Source organism: Citrobacter arsenatis, assembly GCF_004353845.1.
In the GTDB taxonomy this organism is placed as follows: Bacteria; Pseudomonadota; Gammaproteobacteria; order Enterobacterales; family Enterobacteriaceae; genus Citrobacter; species Citrobacter arsenatis.
This window is the reverse complement of the sequence record NZ_CP037863.1, coordinates 101,130-120,785: the sequence shown is the minus strand read 5'-3', so window position 1 is coordinate 120,785 and position 19,656 is coordinate 101,130. Positions and strand designations below refer to the sequence as shown.

The following is a 19,656-nucleotide window of genomic DNA, read 5'->3' as shown; positions in this document are numbered from 1 at the left end:
CGCCTGCCCGCAAGGGTACGCTTCGCCGTTCCTCGCCCGTTCGCACTTCGCCTGTCGGCTCGCTTGCGCTGCGGCCTGCGGTGACGCCCCTGCGTTCATTCGTCAGCCGTTGCTCCTTTGCCATTTGCCGCGAGAGAACTCACCAGGGAGATGGAAAACCATCACCACAGGAGAAAACCAGGATGCACACACGAAACGTCAACGTCAAAACCGCCGCTCAAGAATCTTCCGAAAGATGTGAATCAGAAATCACAGCTGAACAAATCGTTGATCTGTTTTGCTGGGTCATGGCTGCGACGGAAGGGGAATTACAACCTCTGATTTTTGAACCGCCAGTCGGGAGTTATGAGTTGTCATTAATCAATGAGAACTGCATTGATTATCTCTCTGTCTGGATCCTGGACGGCTATCCGGTAGCTGCTGCTGCACCAGTAGATAATTTCTTTCGCACAATTACGCCAGTAAGTATTAACTAAAGGGGAATGTTATGATCAGTTTTGCTAATCGTTATCGCGCACCGTCCTCTATTCGTCAGAATCGTCCGCTGACTAATGATGAATTACAGCGCATTGTACCCAGTGCATTTTCTTCCGAAAAACATGATTCACGTTCAGAACGCTATACCTATATTCCAACTATTGAAATACTGGACCGTCTTCGTGAAGAAGGCTTTCAACCTTTTTATGCAACACAGTCCCGTACACGCGATATTGAAAAGCGTGAGTTCACAAAACATTTATTACGTCTGCGTCGCCATGATCAGATTGCGGGGAAAGAAGTACCAGAGATTATTTTGCTGAACAGTCACGATGGTTCCAGTAGCTATAAAATGATTCCAGGTATGTTCCGCCAGATTTGTACCAATGGTCTGGTAGCGTGGAAAGATTTTGGCGAAATTAGAGTGCCGCATAAAGGTGATATTGTCGGACAGGTGATTGAAGGCGCATACACTGTGATGGATACGTTCGATACCGTGATTGAAAATATTGATATCATGAAAGGTATTCAGTTGACTGAGCCGGAGCAACGTTTGTTAAGCGTTGCAGCCCTTGAGTATAAATATGATGGCACTCATTCACCTGTGACACCTGACCAGTTATTACAGGCTCGCCGTTGGGAAGACAGAGGTTTGGATCTGTGGAGTACATTTAACCGTATTCAGGAGAACGTCATCAAAGGCGGAATTTCAGGAAAGACAGCAAAAGGAAAAAGAACAAAAACAAGAGAAGTCACTGGTATTGATGGTGATGTAAAACTTAACCAGGCACTCTGGAAAATGGCAGAGGAATTCGCAAGACTTAAAGCTTGAATAATAGCCGCTCAAGTGAGCGGCTTTTTTTATTGGTTTTTACTTACATCGATTTCTTTTATCTCTTCAATAGATAGGGAGTCTCGATCTCCCGATGAGCCTGCAATGATTATTTTTCTTGCAAGGAGAATTCGATAGATGTTCTTAATGTCTGTGGCGTAAGCTTTTCGTTTTTTTATCATCTCATCACGAGGTCCCGTGTTATATATTCCTACGCTATCCCAGTTTCGCCCATAAGACTGAAAGTTACGTGCTAGAACCCATGCACCTGAATACACACATATACATGGATCGCTTAATAATCTTTCGCGGGTAATATTAAACTTTTTAAGTTTTTCGTAATGAGAACTGTTTACCTGCATACCACAGATATCTTCCGTTCCATTACCATTAGATCCATTAATCGCTGCAGGTTTAAGACGGCTCTCTTTAATTGATATTGCCATAAGTAGAAGTGGATCTATTTGGTAATCTCTCCCCGCCTGGTCGAAACACATTTGAGGAGTAGCCGTTGCTGAGAGCGAGAACGCCAGCAATAAGGCCGGGGTTTTAGTTATTTTCATCCTGTGGCCCTTATGTCTACCATAAGCCTGTGCATGCTATGCAATAAAAAATATCCCGCCAGATCATTTTAATCAAGATAATTTCCTACAAACGCGCGGAAGCGCTTCAAATCATGCATTTAGCCACAGCCTCAAATAAGGGAATCAACCATGACACGGTTATTAACTTGCCGCTCTTTGCTCACCCATTAAAACATCACACCCCACGCAAGATTTCATCTTGCAGATTTTTTCTTTAATTTCATCATGCTACTTTAAGCCGCAATGCGGAATGCGAGTATATAGTGATAAAAGGTGTGTGGATTAACACACTTTGCAGTGCCGTTACCCCACACTTAACAGTGCCGGATTAACACACCTTGCAGTGCCTGATTAAGCACTGTGATGTGTGGGGATTGTGTGTATATAAATAATAGAGTAACTTAAAATGCAGTGGTGCTTGATCAACACACATAATGGTGCCTAATTAACACACCTGATGGTGCTGCATGCACACACATCATAGTGCTGGATTACCACACACATAAAAGCTTGATTATGATTCTAATATCCGACAAGGACTTTAAAACAGCAGCTTTCTGATGTATTAAATCTGTCTCATCGGGATAGCACAGTGCCGCATACGGCACTGCATGAAATTTTCAGGAAAATATTATGCCGCGCAAGAACATCTACTTCAAAGATAAAATTGACAGAGAGATTCAGGATATTGTCGATATAGAGATACAGAAGGGCGCAACCGGTTCTGAAACCAACTACTCATCAACAGTTAACGAACTGGTTCGCCTCGGACTTATGGTTCATAAATCAAAGGAAGAAGGTTCAACATTTGACCTCGATGGATTCAGGCGTGACCTGATAAGAAAAGTATCCGGCTCCAGAGAAGGTATTATGATTTTAACGGCGCTTGTGTCAGAAATTTATGTAAACCTCAAGGGGGCACAGTCGGGTGTATCACTGGATGACCTCATAAATAATAACATTAGCGCCATTAACGATGCCGAAGATGAAGCTGACCGAAAGCACTTCATCATCGATGAGAAGTAATTCAGAAGCCGGGTTGGACCGGCTTCATCGATCACTGTGTACCGTCTTTATCTCTGGGCAGTACACTCTTTTCAGCCTCGGCGATTTTTTCTTTTAAAAACACTTCAAATTCAAGACATAGAACTTTCAATGCCTGCGCATCTTCATTCTGCTCAAGAATCCTCTCTGTGAAATATCCAAAAGTATTCATCAACCTTGTCAGCATTTCATCATTAAGGCTGCGTTTATGAACCCTCGCCATAGTTCGAATCTCTTCCGCCAGATTCTCAGGAATTCGCATACTATACCCCGTGGTTTTACCCGGCAGTAAAATACGCTCACCCTCACGCCACATCCACAACCGTTCTGCATAAGCACTGGGCTCTGTATTTTTATCAGGATTAAAACTCTCATCATCAAGCAGGGAACTAAGCCAGTTTTCAAATTTAACAGCCAGCGCAATCAAACGTTCCCCCTCTGCCGTTTTAATTACAGGGCTATTTGGCTGATAATTTAGTGATAGTAATAACCTTGCAATAATTTCATCATTCACACTTCTTTTGCCTAAGCGGGCACACACCCTAAGCTCCATGAGTAAGTTATCGGGAGCGCGTAGCCTCCATTCAACAGCCTCACCAGGCTGGAATTTACGTGGCCTTCCACGCCCTTCCCACATTTTCTCTTTTACTTTCATTGCTATAGATCTCGCAAGCGATACATCGTCAGTCTGAGAGACAAAGCCTACCGAACTTACATATTAGGAATATTCCCAAAAACTTTTAACAGTGTGACATGTGTCACGGTTTTTTTTTTTTAGGGTCATGGGACAATATCGCGTGCGTAAACAAACACTTATGCACAAACACATTGTTTACTTCCGGAGAAAACAAGCATGTCCACACAAGGTAATGCCCTTAAAGTCGTGAAGGGATGGGCGGTAGCGTCTTTATTTCGTAAAGCTCGTGAGAATCACCAGATTAGAAAATTCATTAAAAATGGAGGGTTAATTTTAATTTCACTTATGGTCGCACATCCGGTTTTGGCAGGCGGCACTGACTTACTGGCTACCCAAAACGCTACCGTCAATTCAACCTTTGGTTCCGGCTCATCTCTTGTAAAATGGTTTTACATAGCCGAAATTATCATGGGCCTCTTTATTTACATTAAAGTGCGCTCACCACTGGTATTTGTCGGTATCGTGTTGTGTATCATTTTTACTCGCATCGCTTTCGGTATTGCGAGCTAACAATGAATGGGGAAGAAGATAAATACCACTTCCCGGAAACTCTCAATCAGCAGGAACGTTATTTCGGTCTTCCACTTGATGAGGTTCTTATTGTTGCCCCTTTAATTATTCTGGGGGTTCTTAACGATATGTCACTGGAACTTTCCGTTGTAGCGGGTCTGCTGTGGGCGCTAATCAGGCATCTGAAAAAAGGGCAGGGGTCGTACTGGTTGCTCAATTTTTGCTACTGGCATCTACCTTCCTTGCTATTCAAAATTACTTTTCAACAAATACCTGATTCTAGTTTCCGACACTGGAGAGCTTAACTAATATGAAGCTTAAAATTAAAGGCGAGCGCGATAAACAACTCCGTTATGCGTTTATTGCTCTGGCTTTATTGCTTCTTCTCAGCGCCGTGGGAAATGTTCTGACGGGGTCTCTTGCGTGGTATTTCGCCACAAAACAGAAAACCATCACCACACCCATGTCATTCAACCAACCATTTACTTCTGATGCCTCTGGTGCTGACGCCACTGGAATGACCATGTTCGCCGCAGCCTTTATTTACTGGCGACTGAATGTCAGTCCTGAAAACGTTGATAACAACCAGAAAATGCTTCTCGGTTTCGTCCCATCCGCCGAACGGGATGAACTGAAGAAAGCACTGGATATTGAGGCTGAACGTATCAAGAAAGGCGGAATCACCACCCGCTTTGATACAAAGGAAATCAGGGTAATGAATGAACCTGGCGTGGTCGAGTTCAGCGGAACGCTGAAGTCCTCCACAACCAACGGCGCTATCACCACACCGCTAAAGGACCAGGAAAAAACCTACCGACTGAAATTGAGTTATATCGAAGGACTGGTAAATCTTCACCTGTTCGAAGAACTTCAGTCGGTCACCACCACTAACTGACAGGACTGCCAATGAAAATCCGTATTTCACCGGCAGCTGTTGCTGTGTTACTGGCAACGGGACTTTTTACCAGCGGCCTTCGGGCCGCTTCCGCCCCCGCAGCCATTCCGTTTGAGAACGACGCCGCCTTTAATGTCACTCTCAGCAATACCAATCCCAGTAAGGTTGTTATTAACGGAGAACTGATTACCAGCATCAGCGGACCATCCGGTGCCTATGACCAGAGCCAGACAGATGACGGCGCCCTTATTCTTTCACCACTAGTCGGGCAAAACTTCACTGTATTCATTCAGACTGACCGGGGTTCCTCTCTGAGCCTCAATGTCCGGCCCCAGCCAGGAAACGGTAAAACACTGCGATTTACCCCCATATCTCCACCGCTGCGTAAAAACAATGATGCGAAAGCGTGGGAGGAAGGGCAGAGCTATGAAAAAACTCTCGTTTCCCTGTCACGTATTATTGTTAACGGCGACGTTCCTGATGACTACCAGGAATATCCGATAAGTCGTATGCCAGCATATAACCCAGGCACATCGGTACACCTTGTTCCTGAACGCCAGTTTGTGGGAAACCATCTGCGAATAGTGCGCTTCCGTATGTCCAATCCCGGCAGTATTACTCAGAATCTGCGTGAACGTGACTTCTGGCGTAAAGGGGTCAGGGCTGTGATGCTCTCCCGGCATCAGCTGTACGCCGGTGGAGAAGGATATGCCTGGGTTATTTTTTCAGATGACGGAGAACCGCGCTCATGAGTCTGAATGAAAATCTCAAAACCCGACGCAGACAGATTACTGTTCTGGCGGCCGTCATTGCCTCCGGGGCTGCTCTGGCTGGAGGGGTTTACGGGTATGGGCAATATCAGGAAAAACAGAAAGCACCGCCACCCGCTGCCGTGCCAAATATGACGGGCGTGGTTACAGCCTCATTCAATGAAAAGGTCAATGATGCCGCACTGGCACAGCAACAGGCCAAAACGTCTGCGCTTGAGCAGAATGTCAACATGCTGTCACAAAAGCTTGACCAGAACATACTTAATACAGGCCAGAAGCTGGCTGAAAAGGATGCTGAAATACAGCGTCTGACTGACCTGTTAAACCAGAAAGCCTCCGGCAGCAATTCGACCAGTGGCCAGCAGACACCACCTGCTGACCAGAACGGAACACCACTTCCTGGTCCTGTTGCTGCCGGTCAGGCCCGACCGCCAGAATATTCTGTCACCCCAACAGGCACGCCGTCCGCCAATGGCGCTGTTCATGCTGGTCAGGGGGCAGGGTTTTATCCAGGAGGTTCAGGCCAGCGGGTTATGGGGGGACTTACCACCTCAAAATTCACTTATGAAAGTCTGAAAAAGAAACCAACAAAACTACCCTGGATCCCGTCAGGTTCTTTTTCTGAAGCCATTATGATTGAAGGTGCTGATGCTAACGCCAGCGTGACTGGCCAGCAGAATACCCGTCCAGTCACCTTCCGGTTACTTGGCAATATCCAGATGCCCAACAATAAAGAATACAGCGCCGATGGCTGTTTTGTTGTGGGTGAAATCTGGGGCGATATTTCTAGTGAGCGTGGTGAGGTACGGACTAAATCGATCAGTTGTGTACTGAAGAATGGAAAGCATATCGATATGGAGTTTGACGGTCATGTCAGCTATCAGGGCAAAGGAGGTATCCGGGGAAAACCGGTTATGCGTAACGGTATGATTGTGGGTTATGCAGGTGCGGCTGGTCTGCTTTCCGGTTTCGGTGAGGGGATTAAATCTGCTGCCACGCCGTCTGTGGGGCTTGGAGCTACTGCCGATGTTGGTGCCGGTGATGTGTTTAAACAAGGGTTCGGTGGTGGGGCAAGCAAGGCTGCTGATACGCTGAGTCAGTACTGGATTAAGCGAGCCGAACAATACCATCCGATCATTGATATCGGTGCAGGTAACCAGGTCACAGTGGTGTTCCAGAAAGGTTTCCGCCTGGAAACGCTGGAGGATGCGGAAGAGCAAAAAGCGAAGGAAGCCCTGCAGAATGCTGCAAATTCAACACAGAGTGAAGCCGCGCCTCAGTCCGTCAGCCAGACCACCTCAAACAGCACGGCTTCAGTGGGGAATATTAACCCGGATGACGTGTTACGACAGGCCAGCCAGTTGCGTCTCGGCGACACGATTAACTGAGGTGGATGATGAATGATAACGACAGGTTGTTTAACAAGATTGGCGTGGATATACGGATGTGGCGCGACAATGCTCATCCTCCACGCATCACGTGGATTTGGATACTGTCAATTACGTTCAGTCTCCTCAACGCAGGTGTATGGATTTATGTATATACATACTGGTGGTCATCCTGGTGGTTTCAGTGTACTGCCATCTTTGTTGGCATGTGCCTTTTCCCTTTTCTGTTTATGAAAATTTTTGGCACTCTTCCTGGTTCCTGGCCTGAAGTACTGGACAGTAAACTGGCCATATATAAGCCACTGAACATCGGTGCGTGGCAGTGGCTACAATCCACGGTTACCGAAAGAAAGGAGCTTTCTCTGGATGTTATTCAGCAGTGGTATGAGGCAGAAAAAAAATACCGGTATGAAATAACATCAGGAAAATCCACGAAAACATGTCACTTCCGGTTCATTCAGAACATCCCGGACAGCAACGGCGAGGGGAGCGGGGGGCGTGAACGTTAATATACTCTGTGGACTCCAGCCACACTGATTTTCATCCTCAATTACTTCCATTAGTACCTAATAATTTATCGGAGTTACCCCATGAAAAAACTGATGGGCGCTGCACTGCTGTGTAGCGTACTGACCGGCTGCGCCGGTATGAATTCTGATTTTGACTGTAATAAAACCGCGACCGACCAGTGCCTCACAACCGGGGAGGCAAATAAACTGGCCGCCCAGGGCAAAAGCCTTGACGACCTCACTGCGGATAAAGCTGCAAAAAAGCCTGCGGGTGAAACCCTACCGGCACTGCGCAATGTGGCTCCTGTCGTTAATACGTCACGTCCTGTTTCAGTCGCAGCAACCGGATCTCCCAGTTCTAAGTTAATCGCGCCACGTCCTCTTGCTGCTGTACCAGCAGGAACGATGCAGACCGGAGTGACTCCGCGTATTACTTCTTCAGCCGTTGGGCAGTCAGTACCTGTCAATACGGCAGGACGGGTTCAGGCGCAGCGTATACCGGACGCGACCCAGCGTCTGTGGATTGCACCGTGGGTGGATACCGATGACAACTTCCATCAACCGTCCGTGGTCGAGTTTGTGAAAAACAAATCGCACTGGGATGAAAGCTACCGTGTTATCGGGGAGGGGGGCGAATGATCAGTTTAAAAGATGATCCCACTTCCCCAGATATGACACTGCTGGCCGAAGGGAGGGTGTTAAACAATTCCGGATATCGAATGGAGATGAGTGTCGATGGGCCTGTGTGTTTCAACCTCACTGAAGAGGCCCGGCTGCGCCGTCTTGAGCTGATCCGTTCTGTTGTGGAGGGGCGAAAATGAGCAGTGTTCTGGACACTCTGATGGGTTTGATTGAAAGAGGACAGCACAAGGATGGAGCAGCAACTGCTCGCGCTAATCTTGAGCAAACATGGGATTACCCCTCCCTCGTTGCCAGCCTGCCATACCGTTATTACGATGATAAAAATGATCTGTTCATTAATACGGGTACGGCCGGATTTGTTCTTGAACTGGCCCCGCTACCGGGGGCTAATGAGCAGGTGATGGCGGCTCTTGATGACATGCTGCGTAAGAAACTGCCTCGTAAAACACCTGTCACCGTTATTTTGACTGCAAGTAAATGTGTGGGTGAGCGCATTGCGGCTGGCGTCAGTACCGACATGTGGAAAGGCCAGATGGCCGATCACCTGAATAAAATCACCCGTGCCTTCTGGGAGAAATCAGCTTTACACGGTCTGGCAAACAAGCGTGAATACCCGCTTTACCTGCGTAATTACCGGATATTTATTGTCTATGGTAAAGCCGTTAAACGATTTTCTCAGCAGGTGATGGATGAGCTGGTTCAGTTGCGCAACACCATTCGTGTTTCTCTGGGGGCGGCTCGTATTGATTCCATCAATACTGACGTGAACGGTTTCCTGTCAGTTATGCGTGAAATGGTGAACTACCGTCATGAGCAGGTTATGACGTCTCCGGGCGACTATAACGAGGATGAATTGCTCAATCGTCAGGTGGTTGACCCTTCCATTGACTTTGAAGTTCATCCTTCACATTTACGTATTGAATTACCTGAAAAAATTGAAACGGACGGTACACGGCTTCCGGCATCAGCTTGTCGTATCGTAAACATGCAGCTGAGCAAGAATCCACGTCGCTTTGCGCTCTGGCAGGGGGCGGATAACCTGCAGAATATCCGCTTCCCGGACCTCGGCATTCCTTGCCCGTTTATGATTACCTGGACAACCGAGCTCGAGGAGCAGACAGCAAGTCAGAGTGAGGCCTTCCGCAAGGATACGGATCTGTCCAAAAAAGCAAACTCAGCCTATGGTGCTTTGTTCCCAGGAACCAAAAAAGCAGCAGATGAATGGCGTAAAACCCGTGAGCAGCTGTCCACCAATGAAATTGCACTTTGCCGCACGTATTTCAACGTGACGTTGTTTACACCAGATAACAATACAGAAGCACAGAAATGTGAACTTGCTGCCGTGAACGTCTTTCGTAAAAACGAACTGGAAATGGTCACGATTCAGTACCAGCAGATGCGTAACTGGCTGGCCAGTTTCCCGTTCGTTATGCAGGAGGGAATGTGGGAGGATCTTAAAACGACGGGTGCCACATTACGTGGAAAATCATGGAATGCGGTAAGCCTGATGCCTGTGGTAGCCGAACGTCAGTTGTCACGTGGAGGAATGCCGCTGCCGACCTATCGCAACCAGGTAGCCTTCTTCGATATGTTCGACGAAGAAAATGGCAGTACCAACTTCAACATTGCTGTCACGGGAACATCTGGTGCTGGTAAATCATTCCTGACACAAAGTATTCTCCGCGATGTGCTGAACGCAGGTGGATTTGGCTGGGTTATTGATATGGGTGACAGCTACAAGAACTACTGCCTGCAGGCCGGTGGTGTGTATCTGGATGGTGCTCAACTTCGTTTTAATCCGTTTGCCAACGTCAGAGACATCAAGCTTTCAGCAGAAGGGATTGTTCGACTTCTTGCGGTACTGGCAAGCCCGACCGAACCACTGGATGTCGTTTGTGAAGCAATACTGAAAAAAGCGGTCATGCACGCCTGGGAACAAAAGCAAAACCGGGCACGTATAGATGATGTTTATAACTATCTGACCAGTGAGGATGTTAATACCGCGTTTGCAGACAAACCGACCATCATTGCCCGAATGGCTGAACTGGCCATGTTGCTGGAAACCTACTGTACCTGGGGGGCTGATGGCGAATACTTTAATGCCGACAAACCTACTCTTGATGACGAAACCCGTTTTGCTGTGCTGGAGCTTCTGAGTCTGGAAAACAAGCCGAAGTTACTTTCCTCTATCCTGTTTTCTCTCATCCTCGCGATTCAGGAAAAGATGTACCACAGCCCGCGAGATCTCAAAAAAGTCTGCATTATCGACGAAGCCTGGCGACTGCTCGGTGGTTCTAATCCTCATGCTGCCCGCTTTATCGAAACTGGTTACCGTACTGTTCGCCGACATCGTGGTGCATTCATTACGATTACTCAGGGCATCAAAGACTTCAGTGCCGGTAAGGAAGCTGAAGCAGCATGGAACAACAGTTCGACCAAAATCACGCTGCTGCAGGATACGAAGGCATTCAAACAATACCTTTCCGAAAATCCGGATCAATTCTCGGACATGGAAAAGGAAGTTATCCGTGGTTTCCAGCCGGCAATTCAGACCGATTACAGTTCATTGCTTATCAGTGCCGGCGAATACAGCTCCTTCCATCGGTTGTTTGTTGATCCTGTTACTCGCGCCATGTTCAGTTCCCGTGGTGAGGACTTCGCATATATGCAGAACGCTCAGAAAGCAGGGGCCACATCAGAGGAGGCCGCCTATTTGCTGGCAGAGAGGAAGTTTGGAGACGAACTTCATGAACTTGAAGAATGGGTGGAAGCGGCATGAGTGACAGTAACGAAAAACCGTTCAGCGGCGGCACAGTGCGACACGGCGTAACAATGTCGGGCTGGCTTAGTTCCAGGAGTGTAAAACTTGCTGCCTGTGTGCTGGCCTCTCAAATGGTGCTGACAGGAATAACAGGGGCTTACATAAAACTCACAGCCCCGGAAATTGTGGTTTTCGACATGAAAGGCACGATCGACCTTTTCATGCAGCAGTCAGCACAACTGCAGCTCGATGAGGACAAGGCGAAAGCACTGACAAGCCGTTTCAACACGGCGATGTCCGATAGCCTGAATGAGTGGCAAACCTCGCATAACGCTATCATCCTGGTGAAACCTGCTGCTGTCAGCCCGTTACCGGATATCACGACCGAAATCCGTAGCGATATCGCCCGCCGTACTCAGGAGGGACAGTGAATAAACGATTTGCACTGACAGCCCTGGTACTACTGGCTCTGTCAGCCAGTAGCGGTGCGAAAGATCTCGGTACCTGGGGAAATGTGTTTGAACCTGCCGAACAGGACATGCTGGATTTTATCCAGAACCGTCTGAAGGGGATGGAGCAGAGCGGTGAACTGGACAAATTGCGTGCAGAAGCCGTTGACCGGGTGAAGAAGAATGCCGTCCGGCCACCTGCTGTCAGTGGACTAACCAATGCTGAAAAATACCGCAGCTTTGCATTTGATCCCACGTTTACCGTCCAGGAAACCGTGACGGATATGCAGGGAAATGTTATTGCGCGCAAAGGGGAGCAGGTGAATCCACTGGATAAAGTTCCTTTCAATCAGGTTTTGTATTTTATCGATGGTGATAATAAAGATCAGATGGAATGGGCCAGAAAGGAGATTGCCGGTAAGACGAACGCGAAGGTAATTCTGGTTAAAGGCAATATCAAGAATACCAGCGATAGCCTGAATGAACGTATTTACTTCGACCAGTCAGGAACCCTCACGCGGAAATTTGGCTTCTCAAACATCCCTGTTCGAATTTCGCCCGATGGCCGTGTACTGAAAGTGGAAGAAATTCCGGTATCAGGAGTAAAAAAATGACCGCAACAACGTTAGGTGATTTGTTTCCCGAAATACGCACTGTCGTTACCTCACGCGAAAGACAGCGTAATTTCCCCCGTAAACTCCCCGGCAAATCTGTAAATAAGCACAACCGTCAGGGAACGGCAGACAAACTTAAGGCTTTATATCCGGAGATTGCCTCCTGGAGTCCGGTACTGGTGACGAAGGCATGGTTTAACTGGCTAAGAGCAAATCAGATGGAGCTGGTCGAACCGGAAAACAGAGATGAGCGTTTTCCTGAATACCTGGTTGCTCTGATGCTATCGCATATGAAGGAGACTGAGTCATGGACATAGAGTGGCCAAAATTTCTGTTTTTGATTATTTTGATCGTAATACTGAACGGCTGCCTTTTTTTCTTTTCGGTAATGAAAAAAGATAGTCAGGACAGAAATGTCATTGTTCCACAGCCATTTTCCGAGGATGCACCTCCTGTGATGGGGGAGTGGGAAAAATGTGCTTATCCTCTTACTCAGGTGATAGTCAGTGTGAATGCACAACCACACACGATAACTCGCGACCTGGTGTTTTGTCTTGAACGCGCTGCCGACAGTATCACGAACAACGAACTGCCAGTGGATGCTGAAGGATGCCATTATCGTGGTGATTATGGAAATACCGGTTTAACATTTCCTGAATACTCTGCTCACTGGCATGTGCACGTTCGTTTGTGCTTTGACCCCCCCGGTTTTTTCCCGGATGCAGCGGGTTCTGCGTTACCCCCCTGGATCAAAATGGCTGGCTATCTTGCTGAAGGGAGTCTGGCCTGCCATATCGTCGTTATTGTCCAGGGAACGCGGCAAACTTCTCGTAAATCACTTTCCCGGTATCTCATTAAGGCTGCGAACGCAATCGCCACCGGCGCGACCGAGTACGCTGAGTCTGACGATGATTACGGCTACGCATTTATTGTCGTTCAGCCAACACCACTCTGACGATTTACCCCACTTGATATCAACATGTCTGGCATCTGGACGTCGCTCTGCGCTCAGCCAGCTCCCCGTTTTTGTTTAACCCAGACAAGGTAACTCCATGAAAAAAGACCCTGAATGTGAAAAGGGCCGGAATAATACTATCTCGTCACTACGTCATGATGAAGGCTCAGCCAGATGGCTGGATGAGATCCTCAATGAGAATCCGCTCTACAAACCTTCTGCCGTAATGCGTGGTGGCATTCTTGCCCTGTATGAAATGACACAGGAACAGCGACTGGCCATCATTATGAAAGCGGCCGCCAGTGCTAAAAACCACTGATATTTTCCAGCCCCAGCAGCTCTGATGGTGGCACATCCGGAGATCCCCATGACCTACTCTGAACCTGTAAAAGCGGTTGCAGTGATCCGTGACCATAACGGATTCTGGACTCACCCACACTACTTTAAGCCTTCATGTGATGAGGCCTCCCAGGCCGATTTCAATGAATGGTTACGCATGAATCAACTTGTCTGTGCACTTCGCTGGCTGGAAAACGATGCGCCTCCGCAGGTTATTGAAGCCTGGGAAAACGGAGCATCTGATATCAGTGAATGGCAGCCTTCTGTTCCTTCAGAAGATGGCTGGTTTATTGGTTCAATACATGACACTGAAGACGGTCCGGTTTGTGTGTGGCTTCGGGGGAGAGCATGAGGCGCTTTGTCTGGTTCGCCACATTACTTCTGGTGCTGGTTTGTACACCGTCTCAGGCTTTTGCCTCCAGTAATGCTGGTGAGGGGCGATGGGTAAATCCAATTTCCGATATCTGTTGGAAGTGCATGTTCCCGATGTCAATTGGTAACATCAAGCTCGCCTCCGGTCCGCTGCCTGACACCAGTAATCCCGCGTCTCCCATACAAATTTGCCCTGTTGGAATCCTCTACCGTATTGGGCTGGCGATTGGATTCTGGGAACCGATGGCGATGGTTGATGTGACCCGTGAACCTGGCGTTATGGTGAACATGGGCGGATTTAAAATTGATCTCGGTCGGACAGGAACAGGAACTGCTGGTCAGAGTGACCGTCCTGCTGCAGGCACGTTCTACCATGTCCACTGGTACAAATACCCTCTGATTTTCTGGCTCAACATTATTACCAGTCTTGGTTGTCTGCAGACAGGGGACCTGGATATCGCTTACCTCTCTGAAATTGACCCGTTATGGAATGACAGCACGCTGTCCATGATGATTAATCCGGAAGCGTCGCTTTTCGGTAATCTGATTGCACAGGCGGCCTGCGCTGCGGATTCTGTGGCCAGCGCTGCCGGGCGCCCTCTGGCCCCTTTATTCTGGTGTGCAGGTAGCCAGGGATCGATGTATCCGATGACAGGTTTTACCAGCGGTGAGTTTTCCCCTCTGGAATCATCACTTCTTGTCAGTGAGCGTATGGCGTTCAAGATGCATCGTGAAGGCCTGGTCTGGAATTCCATTGGTGCAGATAACGCCGTCTGTAATCAGTATCCGTCTCCCATCATTCCGAAAGACCGCTGGCGTTATCAGATGGTGAACATGTTCCCTGAGAGCACAAATTGCCATGCGTTTGGTGCTACCACTCAAACCTGGGGGATTAAACATAATTCCCCAAACTCGAAAAAGAATTTCGGTTACCTCTTCTGGCGCAAGCGTAACTGCGTTTTTCTGTAAGGAATAAACAATGAAAACATTAAAGTGCCGGGTGCTGCTTTCCTGCACTCTTATATTCTGCACCCCGTTTGTATCAGCCAGTGAGCAGTCTGCTGTGTCCGTCAGGGATATGTCGTGGATCAAACAGCAACAGCAGGAGCTGGAAGTATTTAAACAGAACCTTCAGGGCCAGACATTGCCCCTCCCAATCGAGCAACAGAAACAGATTAACCGTCTTCAGGAGGATATTAACCGTCAACAACAGGCCAGCCAGAATGTGGAGAAGCGTACTTTCCCCGCCATCTATTTTGTCAGTCTGGGCCTGCCCCGTGAGGGGTTGTTACCCATGCTTCGTGATGCAAACCGTTATGGCATTCCCGCTACTCTTCGCGGGTTGGTTAACAACGATATGCGTCAGACCGCTGCGACGATATTTGAACTGGCTAAAGAAGATAAAAATATTGGTGTGCAAATAGATCCGACACTGTATTCCGAATACCGCATTACCGCCATACCTGCTCTGGTAGTGACCTGTCCGGGACATTTTGATGTGATTCGCGGCAGTCTTCCTCTCAGACAGGCCCTGGAAAGAGTGGCTGAACGTGGAGACTGTGCAGCAACAGCAAAACGGTTGTTGAAGGAGGGAGAATGAGAGCATTTTGGGGAGGGCTGATACTCCTTTTGCCGTTACTGGCCGTGGCTGATACAACCAGCGATGCTTTTAATTCTGGGGCTGAATTTGGAAAAGGAAATAAAGGGCAGGGAACTAATAGCCTGAATAATCCGGATTCAGTAACAGGAAGCATCCCTGGATATACATCAAATCCACCTGAAACAGGGTATTACGGCGGAATAAACGGAGATGATGGTGGACTTGTCAATAAGGGCATGGAAGGGTTATTGAACAGTAATGCTGGTCAGGCAGTTATCGATGCCGGAACAAAAAACCCGTTACCGGTTATCGATCCTAATGCTCCTTTTATTACAGCAGGTAAGGATGCAGAATCAAATGCTGACGGAATGATCAACGGAACCGGAAATCCTCAACAATGTCAGGAAACGAACGTTTCAAAGTCTGAATTCGAGAAATACACCTGCGAGCGTGACGCCTGGATAGAACAAAGCTGTAGCCGTACTGCAAAAATTGTTATTGAGGGGGATTCCACCTGGGAAACTCAGACGTTGCAATACGAACTCTACGATATACCCATGCAGGAAATTAACGGACGAAATATCGTCACCATCGTTCCCCAGGTGAGCGGGGAAATTATTCAGGCCACTTATTCATGGCAAAATAACACCGGAAATAAACCCCGTTTCTTCATGAATGTTTCCATTCTGGGGGCAGAAATTCCCTGGCACAATAAAGGCAATTACCAGAATGTCAGCTTCACACCCGTACCGGCGACGCTGACCGCCGGCGTTGCTTTTACGTCATCTCATCCGCATGAACTCAGGGACGGTTCGGGCCGACAGAAATTTTATAAACATGTCCCGATGTCTATCCGTCTGGTTCTGCGGGTGAAGAAAAATAACAGCGTACCAAAAGTGGAATGGACTGAATCCTGTGGATTTCAAAAGAGCAGAGGTGTGCTTGCAGCCAAAAGCGCTCCTGTCTTTGTATCCAGCGTCTGCTCAGAGGCCGGAGGATACAGACCTGTGACTATAGATGGTGTTGTCCAGCAGGTGTGGAGTGATTGTTGGGAGTATCTGGATCAGTATCTGGTTCAGTCAGGTTCAAATGGTACCTGCGAGCCACTGATGAATGATCCAGCGTGTACCGTGACGGGAACGCAGTGTCTGACTCAAAACGGAAGTTATTGCGAGCATGAGAGGGTTAACTACGAATGTCAGCGTAAGTTCACTTCAGGTGGAATTATCTGCGGTGGTGAATACTTTTGTAAAACGGGGGACTGCAGTGACACGGATGGCGCCGGGGACAGTGGTTTTGACGAGGCAGTGTCAAAACTGGCTGGACTGGCATCTGCGGCAGATGATGTTAAAAAGGGTCAGAATGCAATGGATGTCAGGGCATTTACCGGGAAAGTGACCAGTTGCCGCAAGGCTATTGCCGGCTTTTCTAACTGCTGTAAAGACTCCGGATGGGGCCAGGATGTAGGGCTGTCGGCTTGTAACAGTGAAGAACTGGCGCTGGGTAAAGCAAAAGCGAAAAAGATTACGGTCAGTCTTGGTGAACGCTGCGATCGTGAGGTTCTGGGTGTTTGTCTTCAGAAGAGTAAAGTTTACTGCGTGTTCGAGGGAAAACTGGCTCGTATAATTCAGGAGCAGGGGCGTCGCGATCAGCTTGGTGTTGGGTTTGGAAGCGGTAAGAATCCTGACTGTCGGGGAATCACTATCCCGGAATTGCAGAATATTAATTTTGACTTAATTAATTTTTCTGACTTCTACAGTGACCTGATGGATAACCAAAAAATCCCGGATTCATCTGTGATGGTGAAACAGGTAAAAGACCGAATCGCGGCTCAGGTACAGCAACAACAAGGTCAGGGAGGGATAAAATGAGGCAACTCATAACAGCTCTCCTGGTGCTGACGGTCAGTTTGCCTGCAACAGCAGATGAGATTGTGAAACCGGCAGCTCCCTTTACCGGCTGGTTCTGGTACAACGAACCGAAAACCCCGCCTGAAAAGCCACAAAAACAACAACAACCCGCGCCGCCAGTCATTCCTGACCTCAGCAAAATGACTGCCCAGGAACAGGCAAAGGTACTCAGAGGATACACAATGGAGGCGCTTAATCGCGCCATCCTGTATCCGACAAGGGAAAATACAGCCACATTCCTGCGTTGGCAGAAATTCTGGACTGACAGGGGATCAATGTTCAGCCAGTCTTTTGCGGCTGCCCAGTTGAGTCATCCGGATCTCGATTACAATCTTGAGTATCCGCATTACAACAGTATGGCTCCGTTTGTTCAGACGCGAGATCAGCAGGCACGGCAGCACGCGGTAGCTGAGATGTCACAACAGTATGGCCTCTTCTATTTTTACCGTGGCAGCGACCCCATTGATGTACAGATGGCCGGTGTTGTTGCTGATTTTGCTAAATCCAATGGAATATCACTGATCCCCGTATCGGTGGATGGACAGGTTGCAGCCTCCTTACCACAAAGCCGCCCTGACTCAGGTCAGGTCCGTTCTATGAACATTACGCATTTCCCGGCACTGTTTCTGGTTGATCCCAAGAAGAAAAACTATCGCGCATTGTCCTACGGCTTCATGACGCAGGATGAACTTGCCAAGCGCTTTCTTAATGTATCCAACGGGTTCAGACCCGCCTCTTAAGGATTTTCCCGTGAATAAATTTGCATATATACGTGCCGCGCGCACGTTGCGGCGTGTCGCATTTTTTTCTCTGGTGACGGCGCCCTCTCTGGTGCTGTTTTTCCTGTTTATCACACTTTCATTTAACAACTCGATTGCCGGCAGCTTCCTTTCGACTGCCCGGTCCCTTATCGCTGATGCTCCGGATGGGATGGTCAATATCTCTGTGTGTGACAAACCGAAGATATCTCACGATGACTTACCTGATGAACGGGCCATTCCATCCCTGTCCGCAGAGGATAACGTTCTGCAACAGTCTTCACCGATGTTTTTAGCAACATGCCTGACCGGACGGAAACCAGCCTCCGAATGGCAAAAGGAAACTGATAGCACCATACGACAACTGTATCTGCTGTCTGTGGTTATGGGGTTATTTGTCTCGTGGTTATTCAGTGGCGCGCTCATCCCTGCTCGTTCTATCTTCAGGAGAATGAAATCATGAAATCATGCTTTGTGAGGCTGGTTTATCTCCTGTGGTGGGGTGTGGCAGCAAAGTGCCTGGATTATCTGGTTGCAGCGCCGGTGACATTCACCCAAAACCTGTTGATTTGGACCTGTTACCTGATGTGGGCACTTGCAGTGACACTCATGACAATCGCATGCGTACATGAATGGCAAACTGAAGATTGTAACCTTTCAAATAAGGGAGGTACTGCATGATCGGTAAAGTCGCCGCCAGCCTGTTGATGGTGTTTCCCCTGATAACCAGTGCCAGTGTTCGGGATGAACTTGCCGCAATGGATGAGGCTAAAATAAATTCTCCGGAAGTTGTTGCCCTGACAAAACAATCTCCCGGGACGACACTCAGTCTGATGACATTACCTGACGGTCGTCAGGTTAATATGAAAGACTATGCGGTTGTATTGTTTATGCAAGCACATTGTCAGTACAGCGCAAAATTCGACCCTCAAATCAAAGAATGGGCCGATCAGCACGATATCAAAGTTTATCCTTATACGCTCGATGGAGGCGGTGATCCGTCATACCCCTCGCCAATGATACCACGCAAGACAGACCCTGCTTCCCCTATAGCAGATGAGATTGTCACCTTCTTTGGTAACGGTCTGCCGATTGCCACACCGACGGCCTTCATGGTGAACGTCAACACGCTCAGGGCTTATCCACTAACGCAGGGTGTGATGGATATTCCTGTTCTTGAAAGTCGGATGGCCAGCCTCATACAAGCTGACCTCGACAATGTTGATCCGAAAACGCTGCCCCCCATGCCGGCAAGTGCGCAGGTCACTCCTCAGTAATAAAACCGGACTACAAAATGACTACACATTCGTATGCGTTCTCGCGTACCGAGCGCGTCTGGCTTCTTTTCAGCGTGACGCTGCTGGTATCCGCGACAATTTATGGCTTCCTGGTTGCCCGACTTGCAGGGGGGCTTTCAAAATCTGAGCTGAGTACCTTTCTGCAGGACATACCAGTACTGCTCTTGCTCTCACTGAGCACAGGTTTTATGGCTTGTACTGCCGGACATTATGCGTTGCGGATTTCGCTTCAGAAACCAGCTTTCAGGAGGC

26 protein-coding genes are annotated in these 19,656 nt (G+C 48.2%); 24 read left to right on the top strand and 2 right to left on the bottom strand.

Going from position 1 to position 19,656, the window contains the following annotated elements; translation table 11 throughout:
• Window positions 1–182: 182 nt before the first annotated feature.
• Both E1B03_RS00765 and E1B03_RS00760 read left to right on the top strand, forming a co-directional pair.
• Entirely contained in the window at window positions 183–476 is a 294-nt protein-coding gene (locus E1B03_RS00765) for a hypothetical protein (RefSeq protein ID WP_133085550.1), read from the top strand.
• A gap of 11 nt (window positions 477–487) precedes the next feature.
• Window positions 488–1,309 (top strand): DUF932 domain-containing protein, encoded by an 822-nt coding sequence (locus E1B03_RS00760; RefSeq protein ID WP_133085549.1) that lies wholly within the window; start codon window positions 488–490, stop codon window positions 1,307–1,309.
• A 29-nt stretch (window positions 1,310–1,338) separates the two neighbouring features.
• On the opposite strand, the gene E1B03_RS00755 is transcribed toward E1B03_RS00760, so the two are convergent.
• Window positions 1,339–1,872: a lytic transglycosylase domain-containing protein gene (locus E1B03_RS00755; RefSeq protein WP_133085548.1), complete on the bottom strand. Its 534-nt coding sequence runs from the start codon at window positions 1,870–1,872 to the stop codon at window positions 1,339–1,341.
• A 654-nt stretch (window positions 1,873–2,526) separates the two neighbouring features.
• Here E1B03_RS00755 and E1B03_RS00750 point away from each other — a divergent pair.
• On the top strand, window positions 2,527–2,919 hold the full coding sequence (locus E1B03_RS00750; RefSeq protein WP_100280319.1) for a relaxosome protein TraM: 393 nt from the start codon (window positions 2,527–2,529) through the stop codon (window positions 2,917–2,919).
• Between the two features lie 31 nt (window positions 2,920–2,950).
• Here the strand turns inward: E1B03_RS00750 and E1B03_RS00745 are convergent, their stop codons facing one another.
• Window positions 2,951–3,592 carry an Arc family DNA-binding protein gene (locus E1B03_RS00745; protein WP_133085547.1) on the bottom strand — a complete coding sequence of 214 codons (642 nt, stop codon included), beginning with the start codon at window positions 3,590–3,592 and terminating at the stop codon, window positions 2,951–2,953.
• 198 nt (window positions 3,593–3,790) lie between these two features.
• Here E1B03_RS00745 and E1B03_RS00740 point away from each other — a divergent pair, with 198 nt between their 5' ends.
• The 21 genes from E1B03_RS00740 to trbB all read left to right on the top strand — a co-directional run bounded on the left by E1B03_RS00740 (window position 3,791) and on the right by trbB (window position 19,383).
• Window positions 3,791–4,144, top strand: a complete 354-nt coding sequence (locus tag E1B03_RS00740) for a type IV conjugative transfer system pilin TraA (protein ID WP_061548345.1) — start codon at window positions 3,791–3,793, stop codon at window positions 4,142–4,144.
• Between the two features lie 2 nt (window positions 4,145–4,146).
• The gene (gene traL, locus E1B03_RS00735) at window positions 4,147–4,449 is read left to right on the top strand and encodes a type IV conjugative transfer system protein TraL (protein ID WP_115285464.1); all 303 of its coding nucleotides are present in this window, start codon (window positions 4,147–4,149) and stop codon (window positions 4,447–4,449) included.
• A gap of 5 nt (window positions 4,450–4,454) precedes the next feature.
• Window positions 4,455–5,039 carry a TraE/TraK family type IV conjugative transfer system protein gene (locus E1B03_RS00730; RefSeq protein ID WP_061548347.1) on the top strand — a complete coding sequence of 195 codons (585 nt, stop codon included), beginning with the start codon at window positions 4,455–4,457 and terminating at the stop codon, window positions 5,037–5,039.
• A gap of 11 nt (window positions 5,040–5,050) precedes the next feature.
• Window positions 5,051–5,791, top strand: a complete 741-nt coding sequence (gene traK, locus E1B03_RS00725; RefSeq protein ID WP_119173764.1) for a type-F conjugative transfer system secretin TraK — start codon at window positions 5,051–5,053, stop codon at window positions 5,789–5,791.
• On the top strand, window positions 5,788–7,197 hold the full coding sequence (gene traB, locus E1B03_RS00720) for an F-type conjugal transfer pilus assembly protein TraB (protein WP_061548349.1): 1,410 nt from the start codon (window positions 5,788–5,790) through the stop codon (window positions 7,195–7,197). The genes traK and traB overlap by 4 nt, the downstream gene beginning before the upstream one ends.
• An 8-nt stretch (window positions 7,198–7,205) precedes the next feature.
• Entirely contained in the window at window positions 7,206–7,706 is a 501-nt protein-coding gene (locus tag E1B03_RS00715; protein WP_061548350.1) for a hypothetical protein, read from the top strand.
• Between the two features lie 81 nt (window positions 7,707–7,787).
• Window positions 7,788–8,345, top strand: coding sequence for a type IV conjugative transfer system lipoprotein TraV (gene traV, locus E1B03_RS00710; RefSeq protein ID WP_061548351.1), 558 nt, complete (start codon window positions 7,788–7,790; stop codon window positions 8,343–8,345).
• Window positions 8,342–8,527 carry a hypothetical protein gene (locus E1B03_RS00705; RefSeq protein WP_061548352.1) on the top strand — a complete coding sequence of 62 codons (186 nt, stop codon included), beginning with the start codon at window positions 8,342–8,344 and terminating at the stop codon, window positions 8,525–8,527. Before traV ends, E1B03_RS00705 begins: the two co-directional genes overlap by 4 nt.
• On the top strand, window positions 8,524–11,127 hold the full coding sequence (gene traC / locus E1B03_RS00700; protein WP_061548353.1) for a type IV secretion system protein TraC: 2,604 nt from the start codon (window positions 8,524–8,526) through the stop codon (window positions 11,125–11,127). The genes E1B03_RS00705 and traC overlap by 4 nt, the downstream gene beginning before the upstream one ends.
• A complete protein-coding gene (gene trbI / locus E1B03_RS00695; RefSeq protein ID WP_119173768.1) occupies window positions 11,124–11,540 on the top strand; it encodes a type-F conjugative transfer system protein TrbI in 417 nt (138 codons plus the stop codon). Before traC ends, trbI begins: the two co-directional genes overlap by 4 nt.
• Complete coding sequence (gene traW / locus E1B03_RS00690) at window positions 11,537–12,172, top strand: type-F conjugative transfer system protein TraW (protein ID WP_057102324.1); 636 nt, start codon at window positions 11,537–11,539, stop codon at window positions 12,170–12,172. The genes trbI and traW overlap by 4 nt, the downstream gene beginning before the upstream one ends.
• Window positions 12,169–12,489, top strand: coding sequence for a hypothetical protein (locus tag E1B03_RS00685; RefSeq protein ID WP_057102325.1), 321 nt, complete (start codon window positions 12,169–12,171; stop codon window positions 12,487–12,489). The genes traW and E1B03_RS00685 overlap by 4 nt, the downstream gene beginning before the upstream one ends.
• Window positions 12,490–12,680: 191 nt before the next feature.
• On the top strand, window positions 12,681–13,127 hold the full coding sequence (locus tag E1B03_RS00680) for a hypothetical protein (protein ID WP_133085546.1): 447 nt from the start codon (window positions 12,681–12,683) through the stop codon (window positions 13,125–13,127).
• A 97-nt stretch (window positions 13,128–13,224) separates the two neighbouring features.
• Window positions 13,225–13,446: a hypothetical protein gene (locus E1B03_RS00675; RefSeq protein ID WP_057102328.1), complete on the top strand. Its 222-nt coding sequence runs from the start codon at window positions 13,225–13,227 to the stop codon at window positions 13,444–13,446.
• A 48-nt stretch (window positions 13,447–13,494) separates the two neighbouring features.
• Window positions 13,495–13,818 carry a hypothetical protein gene (locus tag E1B03_RS00670; RefSeq protein ID WP_057102329.1) on the top strand — a complete coding sequence of 108 codons (324 nt, stop codon included), beginning with the start codon at window positions 13,495–13,497 and terminating at the stop codon, window positions 13,816–13,818.
• On the top strand, window positions 13,815–14,807 hold the full coding sequence (gene traU, locus E1B03_RS00665; RefSeq protein WP_061548355.1) for a conjugal transfer pilus assembly protein TraU: 993 nt from the start codon (window positions 13,815–13,817) through the stop codon (window positions 14,805–14,807). The genes E1B03_RS00670 and traU overlap by 4 nt, the downstream gene beginning before the upstream one ends.
• Window positions 14,808–14,817: 10 nt before the next feature.
• Complete coding sequence (gene trbC / locus E1B03_RS00660) at window positions 14,818–15,438, top strand: type-F conjugative transfer system pilin assembly protein TrbC (protein WP_061548356.1); 621 nt, start codon at window positions 14,818–14,820, stop codon at window positions 15,436–15,438.
• Window positions 15,435–17,309: a type-F conjugative transfer system mating-pair stabilization protein TraN gene (gene traN / locus E1B03_RS00655; RefSeq protein ID WP_133085545.1), complete on the top strand. Its 1,875-nt coding sequence runs from the start codon at window positions 15,435–15,437 to the stop codon at window positions 17,307–17,309. Before trbC ends, traN begins: the two co-directional genes overlap by 4 nt.
• Window positions 17,306–18,088 (top strand): type-F conjugative transfer system pilin assembly protein TraF, encoded by a 783-nt coding sequence (gene traF, locus E1B03_RS00650; protein ID WP_061548431.1) that lies wholly within the window; start codon window positions 17,306–17,308, stop codon window positions 18,086–18,088. Before traN ends, traF begins: the two co-directional genes overlap by 4 nt.
• A gap of 10 nt (window positions 18,089–18,098) precedes the next feature.
• Window positions 18,099–18,569: a hypothetical protein gene (locus tag E1B03_RS00645; RefSeq protein ID WP_057064239.1), complete on the top strand. Its 471-nt coding sequence runs from the start codon at window positions 18,099–18,101 to the stop codon at window positions 18,567–18,569.
• Between the two features lie 214 nt (window positions 18,570–18,783).
• Entirely contained in the window at window positions 18,784–19,383 is a 600-nt protein-coding gene (trbB, locus tag E1B03_RS00635) for an F-type conjugal transfer protein TrbB (RefSeq protein WP_057064240.1), read from the top strand.
• The last annotated feature ends 273 nt before the right edge of the window (window positions 19,384–19,656 follow it).